Origin of the sequence: Aliikangiella coralliicola, from assembly GCF_007004725.1 — a bacterium.
In the GTDB taxonomy this organism is placed as follows: Bacteria; Pseudomonadota; Gammaproteobacteria; order Enterobacterales; family Kangiellaceae; genus Aliikangiella; species Aliikangiella coralliicola.
The window spans coordinates 276,273-294,977 of record NZ_ML660161.1; the positions used below are offsets into that span (position 1 = coordinate 276,273).

The following is an 18,705-nucleotide window of genomic DNA, read 5'->3' on the forward strand; positions in this document are numbered from 1 at the left end:
AAAAGAAAAAAGAAGGGGAATAGCGATTAAGCCGGAACCCCTTCCAAACAACACAACACCAGGAACGGTTTTAAGTCTCTTCAGCGTGTTGTCAGACTGCCTGAATATTTTTCAAAAAGTTAAACTATGGATTTGGTTATTGGCAGTCTCCATCTTTACTCCACACATCCCACGGACCTGAATTAGTCGCAGGATCTTGTCCTTGTGTCCACCATTTAGCTGTGTACTCGCTACCCTGATGGGACACTTTATCGCCGGACAAATAAACTTTTGAAGATTGCCATACATCAGCTGAGCAATTGTTACCGCCGTCTGTGACTTGAACTACTTGTGTTTGGCTATCACTCAGATTATCGCCATCGGTCACGGTGAGTTTAACCGAGTAACTTCCAGCGCTGGCAAAGGTGTGGCTTGGGTTGGCTTGTTGGCTAGTTTGCCCGTCGCCGAATTCCCAGGCGTGTTGTTCAACGCTCACGTCATCACTGGATTGGTCAGTAAAGGTGACAGATAAACCGTTTACCTGATAACTAAACTTCGCGATAGGAGCGGTTGGCGTGCCGGTGTCATCACACTCGCCCAACAGTTTCCAGACTTGCGAATAAACTTCTGGGTCGGCGCCGGTAGACCACCAGATTGCTTCGTAGTATTTGTTATTTTTTGACACCTTGTCGCCGATTGAATAGCTGACACTTGCGTTCCACGGTGCAATGCCGTCACACTGATTACTACTTCCATCAGAGACATTCACAGTTCGTGTTGCGGTGTCGCTGAGACCATCGTCGTCGGTTACTTTTAGGCTTACCTGGTAACTGCCGCTGGTTGCGTAAGAATGAGCGGGGTCGGTTTGTGAACTGGTGGCGCTATCGCCAAAATTCCACTCGTAAGAAACTATTCGACCGTCATCGCTAGAATTTGAACCGGTAAACTGACAGGCTAGTTTATCGCAGCTTGCATCAATTCTTGCCGTTGGAGCATTTGAACCACCGTCACTGACTGTCACTGATTTATTGGCGTCTCCAGTTGCGCCTTCATTATCCGTTACAGTCAGCGTCACGTTATAACTACCGGCACTTCGATAAGTGTGAGTGGGCTTTTGTTGTGTGCTGCTGCTACCGTCGCCAAAATTCCAGGCGTATGATTGAACACTTCCGTCAGGATCAGTTGATGCTGAACCGTCAAATTGGCAGGTCAGTTCATTACAACTGTTGCTAATGTTTGCACTGGGTGGAGTGTTCTGACTACCGCCGCTAGGATTGCCCATTTCAACCGCAAAGCTTAAAGCCAATTTTGCAAAAGGTACCGAGTTGCTGGCATCTGAGTCGCTACGAGCCAAAGTGTCGTTAGGCGTATGGATGCTTCGATTTCTACCGTTAAATGACGCTTCAAACGGCATTGAGGTTGGAAAGCCTTGGTTGTACCAGGAAGCGTGATCGGAACAGCCATAGCCGCAGCGATCAGTGCCGTAAGTCACTTGGGGCTGATAAGTGTCGAGTAGCCTTTGCATGTAGCTGTTAAAACTGGCGTCAACATAATCGGTCATAAAGTAGATGTCGTTAGTTGAGCCGTGATAGTTGGTCATATCCAGTTGTAATACTGCAACCACATTTTTGCCTTGGCGTTTATAATCACCGGCGATTTCCTGAGAGCCGCGCAAGCCAACTTCTTCAGCCGCGTAACCCATAAAGTGAATAGTCCGTTGTGGTTGGTGTCCATTTTCCAATAAAACTTTGGCGACATTGGTTAGCGATGCAATACCGGAAGCGTCATCATCTGCGCCGGGTGCTCTTGTTCCTTCGCGAGTACCGCTACCGGCAGTTGAATCGAGGTGTCCACCAATTACAATAATTTCATCAGGAAACTGACTACCGGTAACTTTCAGAATCACCGAGTCCTGTCGCCACCCGGAATGGTTATAAGGTTCGACAGTTGCCCAGCTTCGACTGTTTGCCATTTGTCGCCAATGATCTGCTAACCAGTCTGCTGATTGTTCACCAGTACTGGTGTTATAAAATCGATTGGTGAATTCGCTCAGAGATACAATCGTTGAGCGGATTTGTGACGCTTGGATGTTGGGTAGTAAATTATTGACGGTGGTTTGATGTTGGATCGGCGGTGGATCAAATGCCAGCATTTTGCTCGGGCCTTTGAGTGAATTAACCGCTTCTTGATAACTATTATGCACAATGTAACCACCGCATCGATGATGTCGGTCATGCATTAAAGTTGACAGGTTACCAAGTTGATTTTCCTCTAGTTGGTAGATGAGTACCGGTCTTTGATCTAGCGGCACATTTTGTAAAGAAGGCGCAAGTTGCGCGCCCACTTCGTTGGCTTCTTCAACGGCGTCACTACCAATTGTGATCCAGAATTTTTTGTCTTGTGTCGGTTGCTCTGCCGACGAACTAAAACTGGTTAGTCCGACAATCGGCAACAATGCATAAAGTGCGAGTAGTGATTTACTCTTCGGTAATTTCATAGTTAAGCTCCTCCTGGGCACTGCTGGAAAGCAAGTGGGATGAAACCGTTAGAACTGAGTTTTGCATCGCCTATTTTTGACAAGCGAGCCGCGGTTTAACCCTATCTTCAAACGTCTATGAAAATGTTAATGTCTAGCTGTTAGTCAATGCAGCTCATTAACGTCTCTAGCGTTTTTTTATTGGTTCAACTGAATTTTTTATACTAACCAAGCAGCGAAATGAAAAAAGATATGGGTCGGATAAAGGGGAAGGGAGACTCCCTTTATCCGATTTTCGCGCGGTCTGAATTTAATTAATAAAATTCATCTATAAACTTAACTTCAGGCCGCGTCGAAAATTAACGACAATCTCGCAGATGGGTCCAGACTTGCCATGGTCCGGAGTTATCTTCAGGTGATTGTCCTCGAGTCCACCAGTTGGCACGGTACTCTTTGCCGTTTTGGGAAACTTCATCACCACTAAGATAGACTTTGCTTGCTTCCCATGCCGGTGCAGTACAGTTACCAGTACCGCCTGATGAAACCGTGACGGACTGAGTTGTACTATCTGAAGCATTGTCACCATCAGTCACCATTAATTGAACAGAGTAGGTGCCATCAGCAGCGTAAGTGTGAGTTGGATTTTGCTGAGTTGAGCTATTGCCATCACCAAAGTTCCACGCATAACTTGTGACACCTTTGTCGTCACTTGAACTATCGGTAAAGCTGACAGTCAACTTGTTAGCGCTATATTTGAAATCTGCATTCGGTGGTTGATTTCCGCCGCCACCGGTACACTTGTCCAGTTTCTTCCAGACCTGGCTGAAAATGTCAGGTCTCGCGCCAGTCGACCACCAGATTGCTTCGTATTTATAACCATCGTAAGAAACCTGATCACCTATCTTGTAACTTTTTGACGCATCCCACGCAGCAATGCCGTCGCAGTTATCCACCACATCAGAAACTTTCACCATCATTGAAGCAGTGTCACTTAATCCGTCATCATCTTTAACGGTTAATGTAACTGAATAGGTGCCCGCCGCTGCATAGGTGTGTTTCGGATTAGCATCTGCTGATGTATTACCATCGCCTAAATCCCAGTTGTGGCTCACAATACGACCATCGTCTCTTGAAGTATCAGTGAAGCTAACGCTCAATTTATCTGCCTGGTAGGTGAAGCTGGCATTTGGTGCTTGCCCAACATCTGATACAGAAATGGTCACGGTCTTAGTGTCGCTTAAACCTTCTCTGTCTTTCACTGTTAGCGAAACGGTGTAATCTCCTGATGCAGCATAGGTATGTTTTGGATCAGGATCAGTTGAAGTATTTCTATCACCGAAATCCCATTCGTGACTGGCAACGCCACTGTCATCTGTGGAAGTATCGGTAAAGATTACAGTCAATTTATCCGCGCTGTAAGTAAAGTTAGCAACCGGTGGCTGGTTTTCTGCAGGACCACATCCAGAACCATCTTTTGCGCCTGGGTTGTTTACGCCAACAGCTTCAAGTGCATCTACCAGATCATCAACACAATAACCTAGATCTTTTGTTGCGCTGTAAACGCCTTTGCCTGCGCTGTCAAAAGTTGCATTGGAGGTCCAGTAAAGTTGATTGGCTTTGACATAAACGTCAAAAGCTTTACGAATATCCCAACCTTCGCTTGTCGCCAATAAATAAAATGCTTTATTGTAAACACCCGAACTAAAATGCACGTCCATACCACTGCGATAATCACGAGTGTGGCCAATGGAACGACCATCTCTCGGTGGATCATCCATATAGCGCATCGCACCGCTATTTTTTTTGATTTTGTCGCCTATCTGCCAACTAAAAGTGCCTTCCAGATAGTAATAGGCCGCCGCGGCTGCAACGTCAGAAAAAGTTTCATTTAATCCACCCGATTGATTTCGGTAAACAAGATTAGAATTTTGCTGCGTAAAACCATGGCTTACTTCATGAGAAACAACACCAAGGCTAACTAATGGATGGTAAGTATTGGCACCATCGCCAAAGGTCATTTTCCGGCCGTCCCAAAATGCGTTTTCAAAACGATTGCCATAGTGAACAACCAACAGCAGTTTTTGAGTCAATGGTGATTGATCGTACCAGTCTTTATACATGTCGAATGTAACCAGGCCAAACGCATGTGCATCGTTTAGCGCAGAGTAACTGCCGTTAACTTCTCGTTCTGTATTGTTGTAACAAGGAAAGGAATGGGTGGTTCCGTTGCCGCTGGTTCCATGATTTAAATCATTGGTCATGACATTGGTCGTATCCATTCGGCAAGTGTTACCACTTTCAGTTACTTGGAAAGACTCATATTTTTTTCCCGGGCCAAATTCATAACGACCCGTTCTTTGATTTCCACCTGGGCCAGTTGCATCGGCGAAGGTCATTCCATCCCATTCATCCAGAATGCTGCCATCATGTGCGTCAATAAATCGGTAAGGGCGGCGCGGTTTTTGTTCGCTACTATCGACATAAGAAATTAGCCAGGCTAAATGCGCTTTATTATTATTATCAAGCCAGATGTAAAGTTGACTTTCGAGATTATAATACTGCTCTTTATTAATTGGCTTTATGTTATTTGTGAGTGCAATTTGAGTGGCATCTTCCAACGAGATGGTTGGTTTTGTTGAGGTAATATCAGCGTCAAGCTTAGCAATAAAATGACCAAATAAATCGTACATTTGACCACTTTCAGAACGGCTGGCTACTATGGTTGCGCCGAAGATAGGAATTCCCTGGTAGTGTTGTTGATATCGAGAGCGTTCATCGCCATTTCTTGCTTTTGATACGACCTTTGCCTGATAAGTATTGTCGCCTTGTTGGGTAAATAAATTTTGAATGTTGATTTGGTTATTACTGAGTGAGATTTGTTCAGATAAATCAACTCGTTGTGCAGCTAATATATTGTGTGCAAACAGCGGGCTTAACATCAATGCTGAGAGCGCGACCTTATTAGCAATGTTTTTTAATCGCATAAAACACCTCCTGTAAATCATTCGTTTATAGTTTTAGTGTTTGGTAATTGTTTATAGTTTTTATGGTGCTGCGGGTGCTTTCGGATATTCCCAATTTAACGATACGGATGTTTAGGCAGAATTGATTTCAGAATACTGTCATTATTTTTAGAATTTAGGACCGATTAACAGTTAATACTTATCGTTCCTAATAAACGACATCAGTGAAACAAAAAATGTGATTGAGTTGATAATTTGGTTCTGAAAATTGTTCTTGGTTTGATTACTTTTTGAGATGACTTACTTCATCAAAAAAATTGAGTCATTGACTCGTATCATAAAGTTTTGAGATTTATTTAAACAGTTCGTTTGGATTATTGTAGTCGGCTTAGCCTACACGAATTACTTAGTTCTTATGTTACGAATCAAACTTAATAATTTTGTGGGTTTCCCGCGTTTACCCAAATTGCGAGATTCAACTTGTTAGACGAATGAACGTTTATTAAGTGGAGCTTAGTGTGAAAAAATGCCGAACCTTCTTACTAATAAAAGTTAGAAATATCGTTTTTCGCGGTCTTTGAATCTGTCATCGCGACAAAACTTTGGAATGATTAAGGTTCGGGCCAATTATGATTTATCCTCCGTGAAATATTGACAAAATCATTCTCTCAACATGAGCTGGCAAATGATCATAATTTTTGAAGCCTTTGAAATGTTCCAATTTAACTTGATTCGGGAGCGTGGTCATAACATTTACCAGAGCAGGAAATCCTTGACTAAGGGCTTCGAGTGTTTTAGCTTCGACAGCATCGTAGAGGTCATTGTAGAATCGAGCACCCATAATGAGGTGTTTGGGGTCAATGCTCTTTGAATGAGTTGTAATCGCATATTCAGGTTTCAAAGCGACAAGATTGTTCAGTAAAATACGGCTACCTAAATAGTTTGAATCTGCTAGCCACAGTTTATTAGTGATTTCGTTGGCTTCATATAAATCAGCAGAAAAGACAACTTTTTCTTTTGGTAAATGAAGCGCCATCATTGCAACGCCGTCGGCTGCACCGTAATGGTATAAGTTCACTTTTGTGTTGCCCATCTTAATAGTTTCTTTTTCGTTGACTAACAGATCAACTTTCTTTGGTGCTTGACCGGTGATATCCAATCTAAATACTGCTTCTGCATGTTTCTGAGCGTAAATAGTGGCACCAGGAAAAACCTCAGTACCGCCAATATGGTCGTAATGTTCGTGGCTTAGAACAATGTCAGTTACAGGGAGTGGTGTAAGCTTTGCGATCTCTTTTTTCAGTTGTTTGGCACGAATAGAATTTGCCGGATCAGTAATGAGTACACCCTTATCTCCGATAACAACTAGAGTTTGAACATAGTTTAAGAAAATACTATAAACATTTTCCGATATTTTCTGAGTATTGGTGCTTTGAGCGGCGGATAAGTTACTGAAAAGGGTAACTATTAGAAATAAGCTTATTTTTAATGAAGTAGTCATTTTGATCCTCCTGCAGGTATCTTTAAAAATGTGCATGCAACTGCATGTATATTGATTGTATATGCAGTTGCATGTAAATGTCAATATATATGCAACTGCATATAATTGGTGTATACTTCGCCAATGAATAAAAAACCATCTGATGAAGTTGTTATGGCATGGGTTTATTTATTAAAAGCCCAAAATGCCGCTATGGGTCATGTAGAAGCCATGTTCAAAAAGGGCGGGTTACCACCTTTTTCATGGTATGACGTACTATGGGAGTTAGAAAAAGAAGATGCTGTAGGTCTAAGGCAGTTTCAATTAGAGGAGCGATTATTGGTATCGCAATATGGTCTCTCGAGATTGCTTACTCGAATAGAAAAGGCGGAATATGTGGAACGATTACCTTGTTCTGAAGATGGTCGTGGACATAGAGTCGTCATTACTCGACCAGGTAAAAAAATTCGCGCAAAGATGTGGGAGGTATACTCTCAGGCAATTAATACTGCGGTCGGCGACAGGTTATCCGATAAGCAGTGTGAGCAATTAAAAAGGCTTCTGGCGAATCTTGTAGATTGATTGTTTAGCAAAATCGGGTAGGGCTATTGGCGACTATTCTGAGTGATTGACCATAGAAATGACTGGCTTATTTTGGAGAGGGTAAAAGAGGTTATTATAGTCACACTTGTTTCTCAGAAAAAAATAATCTTCGCTACTAGACCTAATTAACATCGATTTACATAAAGTACACTGCATTTGGCTGGTATTCTGGCCGTCTCAACCAATATACTTACCTGCCGCTTAGTCAAGCCTGCGGTGTGTATCCACCGATTTTACAATCATTTGTAAGAGTTTGAGCCAATACTTGAGTTTTTGTATGGAAGTTAAATTTGCCGATTACCGATTTTTGCGTGAAAAACTTGTCTTGTATAAACGTAACGAATTGGTTCCTCTTAAGCGCAACCAGGCAGTATTGTTAGATTTCTTTTTGTCAGATCCCGAGGGCATTCACAGTAAAGAAACGATTATGGATTCTGTTTGGCAGGGTAAAGTCGTTTCTGAACAGGTTGTTTTTCAAACAATTAGTCAACTAAGAGCAATATTAGGAGATGAAGCCATTAAAACTTTTCCTAAAAAAGGTTACAAATGGCAATTGAGTATTTCTTCCGGCGACTCAACTAGCACCACTGTAGAAATCACTTCACCTGATACCCTTGTTCATAGTAAAACGCTATTAAAGTGGCTAGTCATTGCTTTCAGTTTATTAGCTATCGCCATAGTCGTTTACACAAGCATTATCGATACAAAAGAACCTGGTGTGAATCAGCCTGACATAAAGCCGGTATCAAAAAATGAACCAGTGTCGTTTCATGTGCTGTATAGCCAACCTGAATTAACCAGCTCTCAGCAACAATTCAACCAAATCTTAAATAAGGGGGTTGGTGAGAATTCATCATTTCTATTTCATCAGAAAAGATTAGAAAACTCAGTCAGACAAGCGTTCTCCGCGCCTAAACTGGTGTGGCAACAAGCAAGCCTGACAAACAAAGATTGGCTAATTTGGGGAGACACCTATTCATCAGAAAAAGGAACTTTTTTGCATTTTGGATTAGCTAAGAAGCATTTAAGTTGGCAAGGATATCTGTTTGCGAAAAGTGCGGCTCAATTAAAACAAAAACTGGCACAAAGGCTAAAGGAACTTCAGGCAATCGGACTTTTTTCAGTGTCAGACAATAAAACTGATGATAAAAAACTCGACATTCATACTTTGACATCGATGCATCAAATTTCACCCAATGATCCAGATTTACTGCTGTTACTGGCCAAACACTACATCAGCGTTCAACATCTGGATGTTGCGCTTACTTATTTACAAAAACTGGAAAGCTTGGATAAGAACTATGCCTTTAGAGCGTATCAGGCGCAAGCCCAATGGTACAAAGGTAAAGTTTATAAGATGCGCCGCCAGCATCTGCAAGCCAAAAACAGTTTAGAAACGATGTCAGCGATTTTATCTGACACACCACTCTGGCCGCTTAGTTTTCATAATATCAAAACTAACGCGTGGTTAGCCTATGATCAAACCGACTATGACACTATGTTTAAAGTTTTAGACAGTGGAATAGAACTTGGCGAGCGTCAGGCCGATCCTTTAACATTGTTTGAACTACACATTATGTATTCTATTCTGGCACAAAAAGCATCAGCCGATCATAAAAAGTATTTTCATTTAAACCAGGCGCAAGCTTTATTGTTAAAACACAATCTTGATAATTCTAATTTAGCCATTGTCTACTTCCATTTTGCCTTGTTTTCGCGAGATAAAACGCCTATCGAAAACAAAACGCTTAGCGGAAATAATGCGTCCGCTATTCCCTATCTGGAACGAATATTAGAGCTACCCCGAACTGCTCAAAATTATTGGGTTCAAGACGACGCAATTGAAATGCTGGTTAATTACAATATTGAAAACAAGGATTTTACCAGCGCACATCAATTATTTGGTGACTCTCTCAATCACCCGAAAAAACTTATTCTAAAAGCGAAAGTTTACCTGGCAGAAGAAAAGTCGTCAGAGGCAATTCCTCTTTTACAAAAGGCATTTGAACTTGCTCGCTTAGACTATGATACGCGCTCTGGGTTGCAAGCTGCGCTGATGTTGTACCAGCTTTCGACAGTTCCCCAAATTCGCGCAGAATATCTAGCGTATATTAAAAGCAATGCCAGGCCAGAATGGTTGAAACAACATAATGAACTGTTGGCAGGCGATTAAATTGTTGATTGCAACTAGCATCCTCAAGCAGAACTCTCAATTGGCCTGCCTGAGTAGGCTGTAGTTTTTCCGAAAAGACTAATAACTTAACTCTCTTTTAACTTAAGATCACTTCTCCTCTCGCTCAAACTCAAACCAATCGATTACATTCCACTTTTGGTTAGCAGCTCGAATCTCAAGAGGTAACTCTCCTTTAATGAGTGACACTTTGACATCGATTTCAGAAAAAGTTTTTTGATCTCCGCCAGAAAACCGCCCTGCCAAATGATGGCCCTGCCAGATCTCAACGAGAGCATCTTTCTGACTGCGGATGCGCATTTTTAATTTTGCTTCACCGGTATAGTCACTCTTAAAGTTAAACTTTAACCAACCTGGAACAAAAGGAATACGACCGGTAGGGTAATGGCCGTCACTGGCCGCAATGCCGACACTTTCTTCTTGCTTTTTATCTCTAATCCATGTGTTGAATTGCTGATTATATTGTTCAGCTTGAATGCGCTCTCCAATTTTGTAAACGCTATGCTCACCCACAAAAGCTTCTTCGCTGCCCATACTTTCTCCTACGGCAGAACTGGCGAAAACGGTATAACTGGCGGCTCCTTTGGCGGGTAGCTGGTCTACAAAGTATGCGTTTTTTACGCCCTCAACAATTTTTTCAGACTTCCGACTTAACTGTCCTTTTGGATCGAGGTAACTGCGATAAATGGAATAGCTAACACCATCACCTGATACTGGCAGCCATGTCAAATTCACTTTATTACCTTTTGATAATTTTGCCGTTAAGCCTGAAGGAGTTGATGGTAGTGTTTTAAGAACATTGTGTGCTTTTCGCGCCTTAATTTGTGCTTTGAGCAGTTCTTGCGTAAAAGCCTTGGTGCTCGATGGTTCTATTGCTTTTTCATGACTATCCAAAACCAGGCGAAAGCCTTCGATACTGCCGATAAAATCAACGGCTATCCAGTCGGGTGTATCAACACCTCTTGCTTGCCAGTGCCATGCTTCTCCTGCGACTTCATATTCAACGCAGCTCGACGGATCTTTTTCATCTTGTTTGTGGCATGTTTGCAATAATTCTTTCACATTGCCGATCATGTCATGCAAACCAAATTTATTAGGTCGATACATGCCGACGACCGTTTGGTAAACGGCGCCATCGTTACAACTTGCGCTGCTGTCATATCTTTCTTTATGGTCTCGTTTTAACCCTGCAATAGTCGCAAAATCTTCCACGTTTTCGTAGTCGCATATTTGCGTTTGCGCTACGTCTTCTCCAAATGCAAATCGACTCTCCTTACCCTCCGAAGCCGCATATTTCCATTCGTTTCGTTCGGCTAAGCGGTAAGGCTTTCCAGTGGTTTTTGCTAGCCAGTCGGCATAAGCCATTGCAGCAAGTGTCCCGATACAAACAGCTGGTCGGTATGGATCTGCTATCAACTCTGGGTTGTCCCAGCTGCCGGGTGTTTCGGGTGAAGGCCAGCTTGTGGAGCTGAATAACATACATTTTTTAGGCACTTGATAGCCGGTTGCGTTGATGAATCTGGTAAATTCTGCAACCGTGACTTCGTATTTTCCCATCTGAATATTGATATTATCGGCCGCGCTAGATATTGGAACTAAAACCGGTTCAATCGGTTTTGTGTCGGCGTTTGCAACAGCGTTACCGGATAAAACGCTGCTCGATAAAAGCCCAGTCAAAAAGAGTTGAGCGGTTGGAAATTTGCGGAATTTAGATAGTAGCAAGTTCATAAAGTCTCCTTAAGAATAAGCTGTGAAGACTACAGAACGATCAGGTTTCAAATCTTAACCGAATTCTATTGTTTGGCGATATAGAAATTGGATAGAAAAATTAGGTAATAAAATCATATGGTTAAGATATTTGAAGATTTATTTTTAATATCATTCCTGCCAATCGGCAAAGTGCTGCACCAGATAATCAATCGCCAATCGTGCTCGCATGGGTAAATAACGGCGGTTTTGGTAGACAATCCAACTACTCGCATCATTACGCCAGTAGGGTTCGAGCACGGGCGTTAATTTGCCGCGTTCAATCGATGTGATAAAACTGCTTTTTGGCATATAAGCAATTCCCAGACCTTGCTCGCAAGCGGCAACCACACAATGAGCATTATTGCTTCGCCACCGTCCATCTACCCTGATATTGCTAGCAATACCATTATGTTCAAATGACCAATGATCATTATTTGAAATAATACAGCTATGATATTTGAGATGATCGGGTCGCTTTGGGATGCCATGTTGCTTTAGGTAATCTGGGCTTGCGACGGCCATCATCGGGCGGTCTAGAAGTTTACGTGCCACTAAACCCGAGTCAGTTAATTTTCCATAACGGATAGCGAAATCAATGCCGTCTTCAACAAAATTAACCATGCGACTATTAAAATCCATGTTGATTGTTAAATCAGGGTGTTGTAGCGCAAATTCCATTAATGCAGGCGCGACAAATTGCTCCGCAAATGTACCTGCACCACTCACGCGCAATGTGCCATTGAGTTGAAACTGCTGCATGCTCACCTGTTCATTGGCCTGTTGTAAGCCCAGCACTAAATCTTTGCAGTGCTCATAATAAGCCGTACCAGATTGCGTTAAACTCACCAAACGTGTGGTACGCGCCAATAACGCACAGCCTAACCGCGCTTCCAGCCTCGACACTTGTCGACTTACATGACTTGTGCTGCACCCTAATTGCTTGGCGGCAGCCGAAAACCCATTAGTTTGCGCTACGGTTACAAACTCGACAACACCCTCGAAACTATCCATATAGACCTTTTATTGTTGCTATTTAGCAATAATGATTTGCAATTTTACTATATTATCAACTGATACATAAGCAAATATACTGGTTCCACATTGACCGAATTGACCGACCACTAAGAAGGAACCAGATCATGAAAAAAATACTTATTCCGCTGACCAACCATGCCACTATTGGCGATACTGACCACGAAAATGGCACCTTTGCGCCGGAACTAACTCATGCCATTCACGTATTTCTCAATGCGGGATTTGAATATGAGTTAGCGTCCATTAAAGGTGGTAAAGCGCCACTAAACGGCACTGACATTGAAAATGATGAAGTCAATAGCGCTATATTAGCTAGTGATGAATTTCAAAACCGAGTTAACAATACCGTGCCAGTATCACAAATCATTATCGATGACTATGATGCTGTTTTTTATCCGGGTGGTTTTGGCTTGTTGTCAGATCTTGCTACGAATGAAGATTTCGCGAAGTTAAGCGCTAAGCATTATGAAGATGGTGGTATTCTGGCGGCGGTGTGCCATGGCCCTGCGGGTTTCCTACCAATTACCTTGAGTAATGGCGACAATTTACTCGCCACTAAAGCCGTTACTGGGTTTAGTCGTGAAGAGGAAATTGACTATGACACCATCGGTAAGATTCCATTTCTACTCGAAGAGTCATTAACTCGCACAGCTGCGAAATATAGTAAGGTACAACCCTGGCAAGAGTTTGTCATTGAAGATGGACGTGTTATTAGCGGCCAAAACCCTGCCAGTGCCAAAGGCGTTGGTGAGGCTATCGTTAAACAATTAAATCAACAGACTGTTTAGCAGGTGAGATTCAGATTTGTAAAGTTGATAGGATTTTTTGCCATTAGCCTCGACCAGGTCGGGGCTTTCTTAGACAAAGATAATTAATCTCTGGTTAATTATAAAAGAGCTTTTATAAACCAACCTCGATATTGATCTAAATCAAAGCTAATGACAATCATTCTCATAAGCTGGGAGTAATCGTTTACTCTCAATAAAAATTCCTTCGCTGGATATAGGTTATGAAGAATAAGTTATTTATTTTCCTGCGTGTCAGCGTAATGTGCTTATGTTTTATCAATGCCGAATTTGCTTATGGTTTTTCCGATAATACCCAAGAAAACGTCATCACAATCACGGGCACTCGAACCGCCAGAGCATTTATCGAAAGCCCGGTGTCGAGCGCACAAATTAGTGCAGAGGACATTCAGCAGAGTGCGGCTGATAATATTGCCGATGCTTTGCGTGATGTCCCGGGAATTCAGGTAGATGACGCCGCTACCCCCGGCATGAAAAGAATAACTTTGAGAGGAGAAAGTTCTCTAAGAGTTGCGATTCTGATTGACGGACAAGAGATCACAGATCACAGCACCTATGGGGCACCGTTACTTCTGGACACTTCGATGGTGGAAAGAATCGAAGTTATTCGGGGAACTAGTTCAGTACTCTACGGCGGTAAAGCGCTGGGTGGCGTAATTAATGTTATTACCAAAAAAGGCGGCGGCAAACCGATCCAGTTTAGTGCTACCTCAAGCTATCATAGTGCGACCAATGGACAGCAGCTAGCCGCTTCGGTTTATGGCGAAGTGGCGGGATTCGACTATCGTGTTTCATTCTCTGACACTGATCACGAGGATAGAGAAACGCCAGATGAAACGATTAACAACTCAAGTTTTGCCAATGATGGTTTCATGATTTATTTAGCCAGACAAGTCGGTGAGCATCTAATCGGCCTGACTTATGATGAGTTTAATTTATCAAGTGAAATCGCAACAAGTATTCCCAATTTTTTATTGGATATGCCGCAACGAGACCGCACCAAATTCTCCATTTTCTATCAGTTAGAGGATATTGGCGAAACCTTCAAAAAAATTCACCTCGATGCTTATGATCAGACGATTGACAGAACTTTTCTTCAACATTTTGAAATGAACACTCCACTTCAGCCGCCCATGAGCATGAATATGATTGTTGATACTGAGATCAAAGAGAAACTTGATACACAAGGAATCAATTCCCAGGTAGATTTCAGTCTGAATGAACGACATTACATTATCATGGGGCTGCAGAATACTCGCGATAAAGTCGATAAGAATACTGTTAATGTTACGCAATCGACGATGCTAATTGGTGGCATAGCCGGAACGCCACAAATAAGAGAGTCGTCCAGTCTTGAAAGTGCTGAGCTAGAAACGAACGCCATTTATTTACAAGACGAATGGCGTATTTCCAATCAGTGGATCATTACTATTGGCGCTCGGCATTATTCTGTTGATGCTAGTTTAATTCGCTCAAGCAGAACTGGGCTTAACCCCAGCGATAATAAAGATAGCGAGCTTATTGGTTCATTCGCTGTCAACTACGCTGTTAATTCCAAAAATAATTTGAGGGCTGTTTTCAGCCAGGGATACCATTATCCGACGTTGCTTCAAATTGCCACCGGTGCAACCGCCGCTGGCACATATAGAAATCCTAACCCTGATCTGAGTCCAGAGACTTCAGATAATTTTGAGTTCGGATACCGTTTAAGAAATGGCGATTGGCTGGTGGATTCGGTTTTTTTCTATACCGAAGCGGAAAATTATATTACTACTCGAAGTTGTTCCGAATTGCCGTTGACCTGCCTAACGCCAGAAGATGATATTTATATCAATGCAGACGCCGCTAAAACGAAAGGGATAGAGCTGAATTTAGTGCAAGGTGTCTCGCAAGATGTTTCTTCTTATTTGAGTTTAACCTGGTTGTCTCGTGAAGAAACTTTCGGTTCCTTTACAACAAAAGATACTGGGTCGCCTTCATTGTTTGGTCGATTAGGTCTTAAAGTAAAAGGCGCAAGTGAATGGTTTAACAACTATTATGTCGATACCTATATTCGAGCAGCCAGCGGTGCAAAAGTGAGTGATGCTAATGGCGAACGAGAGACATTTGCCGGCTGGGGAACGCTCAATCTAGCGTTAGGTAGTTATCTCGGAGCAGAAGAAAACTATCAGTTAAATCTAGATTTCAGTAATCTTCTCGACAAAAAATACTCTCCCGCGAAGGAAACGTTGATAGCACCGGGACGAAGTCTAATGATTAGACTTTCAGCGGATTTTTAATTGTGTGGAACGTGATACAGGAGAAAGGTAGTTGTGAATGTATTTAAGATAATCTTCTTATCGATTTTGGTGTTTAGCGCGTTGAACTTACCTGTGAATGCGCAAGAAAAAGAAAGTAATTCTAAATCGCTAGAGATCACTGTGTCAGTTAAGAAAGAGTTGATGACGAAAAGCAAAAAAGATTGGTCGCTTTATGTTTATGCTGCCAGACCAAATACTCGCTTGCCACTTTCATCTTTTAAAGCAAAGCTTGGTGATTTACCGATGAAAATTACACTAGATGAAAGTATGTATCTGCTTCCCGATTTAACGCTAAAAAATGCACAAGAAGTCATCGTAATTGCCAAGGCTTCTGAAAGTAGCGACCCTCACCATAAGAGCCCAAATAATCTGATCGGAAAATCAAAAGTGCTTTCTTTTTCCGATAGTCAAAATTTAAGTTTATCTATAGTGATTGATAGAAAAGATGTTCGATAAAAGTAAAATGCCCCGCAAATTTGCGAGGCTAGGTTCAAATAACGCGATAATTGACGTTATCATTCACAAATGATTACTCACATATTTCAACTGGAACTTTGCCTGAGTAAGTTGGGTAAATGATACAATAGTAGATGCCTTCATAGTGGTAATAAGGCGCCGGTGAAGCTTGCAAAGGAACGTATTCATAACAAGTTCCTGGTTTATTTTGCCAAAATCCCAGTTCAAATTTACCACCCCAAACATCGACCTGTTCAATCCGGCACTCGGGCTGCCGTGTGTCCGAAGCCCAAAGCGGCTGGTTCGATGGGTTGTAAACCACTAAGTTGCCATCGGTTTGCATGATCACGCGCGAGCCAGGGTTGCCATCGGTTTGGCTCGACCATAAAGGATTACCGTTGCGGTAAACTACGAAGTTTCCATCGCCTTGCATAATTGCTTCTGCCCCTGGGTTACCGTGAGTTCGACTTGACCATAAGGCTTTGTTATCTGAGTTTCGGTACAGGACCAAGTTACCGTCACCCTGCATGATTAATTTGAAATCTCCGTTATTGGAATCAAGTTTTTGATTGACTCGCAACCATTGACCACTAGAGAGAGTGTCTCCTGCGAATGCGTGCGGCACAAATAGAAAAAAGACCAAACTGAGTTTACATAACATAGAAAAAAAACTAGTTTTAACGCTCATTAAAATTCTCCTGTCGAATTAAATTAGACTAGTCGCTAAAGGTTTTAGCGCTACTCAAAATTTTCATTTTAATATTTTCGTAAAACTTCTTTTCGGCATTTAATAGTCCGAAGTAAGCAATTAGCATGAATGTAAATTACTGTAAATCATACATCTCGTAATCATAATAATTTTCAATAAAATTTATTGATGGAACCTGTGAGAAAAAAGCGCCGTGCTAAAATAACTCAACGGTAGATTTTTATAGCGAGTAGTTCGTTTTCTAAAAAACAAATTAAGTTCGAAGGGAGATTTTTACTTGAGACAATGTTAAGGTGCATCCCGTTGAACAAAGCCAGCTTCAGTTGTAGATCAGGCTAGTCTTTTTGAGTAAAACTGAAATCTAACCTCAAGTCTAAACGCGGTGATCAAATTAACCGGTTAATAGTTTGCAATTAAGGGAGCATCGGAGAGAAAAATTGAAAACAAGACAATGCGCAAGATTAATGATAGTCAACGAGCAGCAAGAACTCTTATTGTTTCAATACAAAGATGAACACAAGGCTGAGCCTTTTTGGGCGACTGCTGGCGGAGAACTAAAGGAAGGAGAAACTTATCGCGAAGCGGCGAAAAGAGAACTTTATGAGGAAACTGGGTTAAGAAATAATATTGGAGAGTTATTAAAAGAGAACGAGGATATTTTCGCAGTGGCGAGATCGGTGCCTGCACTTTGGCAGGAAAAATACTATTTGGTAAACTGCTCATCTGACAGCAAGGTCTTCGCTGCCGAGTGGACTGATGAAGAAAAAACGACAATCCAAAAATGGAAGTGGTGGTCTCTTGAAGCAATGAAATCTGAAGAGAGTCAGAGTTTCAAACCTGAATGGTTGCCGAAATTATTTGATCGAATTGTTGAGCGCGAAACAGCTCAATAAATCGCTTTAATTGTATCAAGAGGAGAAAATAAGCGAAGTGATTACTAAAAATTGAACAAAAGTAAAAGTTATAATTTCCTTTGTTAGGCCCTACTGCTTATCTGTTTTGATTTATCTGAATAAATTTTCATCTGAACCACCAGATTTAATCTATAGAATTGAACTAATTCTGGCTGTCGCATTAGTGGCAAAAGCCGTTTATGAAATATTAGGAATTGTTACAACAGTTATTACCGACTTGTACTGGTGGACACTTTACCGTTCCATAAGAACAATAAACGCAACAGTCACCTTTTAATGGTTTAAGTAGCGTGTTGCACATTTCACATTCGTAGTACCATTGACATGCGTTGGTTGGCATGGTTTCAACCTTACTATGACCACATTCCGGGCAGGTTATTTTAGAGTTTAATTCTATGTCTTGCATGATGCTTCCTCACCAGTTTTATGACATCCAATGCAAACGTTGCGACCAGTTAGCGTGGTACCGAAGTCGAAAAGTTGTTGCTCCAGTAATATTGTCGAGTTTGGTATAGCGTTAATAGAACGATAACTGTGCCAATGATATTCAGAGTACTCCTGCTGTTTGTCTTTATGGATCTCGGTTACTTCAAAATCTCAAGCAATTCCTCAAGCGTCTCCTGAAGCTGAATGCCATCGAGGTAAACCTGATCGACTCGTTTGGAGCCTCTGGCCGTTATCGCCAAAATGCTTTTTTGATGTTTTTTGCTGACGCCGATTTTGTCCAGGTGGGCACGCAAATCGGTATCCATTTCGCCGAGCACATTTTGGGCTGCTTTGCGGCAACTGACTAAATCTCTATCTAACTTTTCCAGCTTTTGTTTAAATGCCTTAAAATCTTTTTCCGAGTACTCGGTGGCTTTCGCCGGACTTTTTTTCTTAACCATTGAAATAGTTCCCTAATTACAACATTCGGCATAGTAACAACAACCTGACTTTCAATTCGGAGACACAATTCAAAAACTACTGCTTTTCAATTGAAATTAACGCATCCGATTTTGTCCTGTCATTTTATAATGATTTAGCTCTATTTAGTGATAGACG

The 18,705-nt window shown here is 41.8% G+C and carries 14 protein-coding genes; 6 read left to right on the forward strand and 8 right to left on the reverse strand.

Annotated features, from left to right (window positions below; genetic code table 11):
- Positions 1-136: 136 nt before the first annotated feature.
- The 3 genes from FLL46_RS27790 to FLL46_RS04170 all read right to left on the reverse strand — a co-directional run bounded on the left by FLL46_RS27790 (position 137) and on the right by FLL46_RS04170 (position 6,919).
- The gene (locus FLL46_RS27790) at positions 137-2,476 is read right to left on the reverse strand and encodes a M20/M25/M40 family metallo-hydrolase (protein ID WP_142892184.1); all 2,340 of its coding nucleotides are present in this window, start codon (positions 2,474-2,476) and stop codon (positions 137-139) included.
- 338 nt (positions 2,477-2,814) lie between these two features.
- The gene (locus tag FLL46_RS27540) at positions 2,815-5,439 is read right to left on the reverse strand and encodes a PKD domain-containing protein (protein ID WP_168204041.1); all 2,625 of its coding nucleotides are present in this window, start codon (positions 5,437-5,439) and stop codon (positions 2,815-2,817) included.
- Between the two features lie 613 nt (positions 5,440-6,052).
- Positions 6,053-6,919, reverse strand: coding sequence for an MBL fold metallo-hydrolase (locus FLL46_RS04170; protein ID WP_168204042.1), 867 nt, complete (start codon positions 6,917-6,919; stop codon positions 6,053-6,055).
- A 123-nt stretch (positions 6,920-7,042) separates the two neighbouring features.
- Here FLL46_RS04170 and FLL46_RS04175 point away from each other — a divergent pair, with 123 nt between their 5' ends.
- Both FLL46_RS04175 and FLL46_RS04180 read left to right on the forward strand, forming a co-directional pair.
- Positions 7,043-7,480: a MarR family winged helix-turn-helix transcriptional regulator gene (locus tag FLL46_RS04175; RefSeq protein ID WP_142892187.1), complete on the forward strand. Its 438-nt coding sequence runs from the start codon at positions 7,043-7,045 to the stop codon at positions 7,478-7,480.
- Between the two features lie 298 nt (positions 7,481-7,778).
- Positions 7,779-9,674, forward strand: coding sequence for a winged helix-turn-helix domain-containing protein (locus tag FLL46_RS04180; RefSeq protein ID WP_142892188.1), 1,896 nt, complete (start codon positions 7,779-7,781; stop codon positions 9,672-9,674).
- 108 nt (positions 9,675-9,782) lie between these two features.
- Here FLL46_RS04180 and FLL46_RS04185 read toward each other — a convergent pair whose 3' ends face one another.
- Entirely contained in the window at positions 9,783-11,420 is a 1,638-nt protein-coding gene (locus FLL46_RS04185; RefSeq protein WP_142892189.1) for a formylglycine-generating enzyme family protein, read from the reverse strand.
- A 150-nt stretch (positions 11,421-11,570) separates the two neighbouring features.
- Positions 11,571-12,452, reverse strand: coding sequence for a LysR family transcriptional regulator (locus FLL46_RS04190; RefSeq protein ID WP_142892190.1), 882 nt, complete (start codon positions 12,450-12,452; stop codon positions 11,571-11,573).
- A gap of 128 nt (positions 12,453-12,580) precedes the next feature.
- Here FLL46_RS04190 and FLL46_RS04195 point away from each other — a divergent pair, with 128 nt between their 5' ends.
- The 3 genes from FLL46_RS04195 to FLL46_RS04205 all read left to right on the forward strand — a co-directional run bounded on the left by FLL46_RS04195 (position 12,581) and on the right by FLL46_RS04205 (position 16,038).
- Entirely contained in the window at positions 12,581-13,264 is a 684-nt protein-coding gene (locus FLL46_RS04195; RefSeq protein WP_142892191.1) for a type 1 glutamine amidotransferase domain-containing protein, read from the forward strand.
- A gap of 221 nt (positions 13,265-13,485) precedes the next feature.
- The gene (locus FLL46_RS04200; protein ID WP_142892192.1) at positions 13,486-15,561 is read left to right on the forward strand and encodes a TonB-dependent receptor plug domain-containing protein; all 2,076 of its coding nucleotides are present in this window, start codon (positions 13,486-13,488) and stop codon (positions 15,559-15,561) included.
- Between the two features lie 33 nt (positions 15,562-15,594).
- Complete coding sequence (locus tag FLL46_RS04205) at positions 15,595-16,038, forward strand: c-type cytochrome biogenesis protein CcmI/CycH (RefSeq protein ID WP_142892193.1); 444 nt, start codon at positions 15,595-15,597, stop codon at positions 16,036-16,038.
- 73 nt (positions 16,039-16,111) lie between these two features.
- Here FLL46_RS04205 and FLL46_RS04210 read toward each other — a convergent pair whose 3' ends face one another.
- Entirely contained in the window at positions 16,112-16,726 is a 615-nt protein-coding gene (locus FLL46_RS04210; RefSeq protein WP_142892195.1) for a hypothetical protein, read from the reverse strand.
- Between the two features lie 458 nt (positions 16,727-17,184).
- Between FLL46_RS04210 and FLL46_RS04215 the strand changes: the two genes are divergently transcribed.
- Positions 17,185-17,640 carry an NUDIX hydrolase gene (locus tag FLL46_RS04215; protein ID WP_142892196.1) on the forward strand — a complete coding sequence of 152 codons (456 nt, stop codon included), beginning with the start codon at positions 17,185-17,187 and terminating at the stop codon, positions 17,638-17,640.
- Positions 17,641-17,848: 208 nt separating this feature from the next.
- Here FLL46_RS04215 and FLL46_RS04220 read toward each other — a convergent pair whose 3' ends face one another.
- Complete coding sequence (locus FLL46_RS04220) at positions 17,849-18,067, reverse strand: GDCCVxC domain-containing (seleno)protein (protein ID WP_142892197.1); 219 nt, start codon at positions 18,065-18,067, stop codon at positions 17,849-17,851.
- Positions 18,068-18,245: 178 nt separating this feature from the next.
- Positions 18,246-18,548 (reverse strand): hypothetical protein, encoded by a 303-nt coding sequence (locus FLL46_RS04225; protein WP_142892198.1) that lies wholly within the window; start codon positions 18,546-18,548, stop codon positions 18,246-18,248.
- Positions 18,549-18,705 lie beyond the last annotated feature (157 nt).

Coding starts and splice junctions, on each gene's coding strand:
- FLL46_RS27790 (WP_142892184.1), bottom strand. CDS start 2,476: ATGAAATTACCGAAGAGTAAATCACTACTCGCACTTTATGCATTGTTG.
- FLL46_RS27540 (WP_168204041.1), bottom strand. CDS start 5,439: ATGCGATTAAAAAACATTGCTAATAAGGTCGCGCTCTCAGCATTGATG.
- FLL46_RS04170 (WP_168204042.1), bottom strand. CDS start 6,919: ATGACTACTTCATTAAAAATAAGCTTATTTCTAATAGTTACCCTTTTC.
- FLL46_RS04175 (WP_142892187.1), top strand. CDS start 7,043: ATGAATAAAAAACCATCTGATGAAGTTGTTATGGCATGGGTTTATTTA.
- FLL46_RS04180 (WP_142892188.1), top strand. CDS start 7,779: ATGGAAGTTAAATTTGCCGATTACCGATTTTTGCGTGAAAAACTTGTC.
- FLL46_RS04185 (WP_142892189.1), bottom strand. CDS start 11,420: ATGAACTTGCTACTATCTAAATTCCGCAAATTTCCAACCGCTCAACTC.
- FLL46_RS04190 (WP_142892190.1), bottom strand. CDS start 12,452: ATGGATAGTTTCGAGGGTGTTGTCGAGTTTGTAACCGTAGCGCAAACT.
- FLL46_RS04195 (WP_142892191.1), top strand. CDS start 12,581: ATGAAAAAAATACTTATTCCGCTGACCAACCATGCCACTATTGGCGAT.
- FLL46_RS04200 (WP_142892192.1), top strand. CDS start 13,486: ATGAAGAATAAGTTATTTATTTTCCTGCGTGTCAGCGTAATGTGCTTA.
- FLL46_RS04210 (WP_142892195.1), bottom strand. CDS start 16,726: ATGAGCGTTAAAACTAGTTTTTTTTCTATGTTATGTAAACTCAGTTTG.
- FLL46_RS04220 (WP_142892197.1), bottom strand. CDS start 18,067: ATGCAAGACATAGAATTAAACTCTAAAATAACCTGCCCGGAATGTGGT.
- FLL46_RS04225 (WP_142892198.1), bottom strand. CDS start 18,548: ATGGTTAAGAAAAAAAGTCCGGCGAAAGCCACCGAGTACTCGGAAAAA.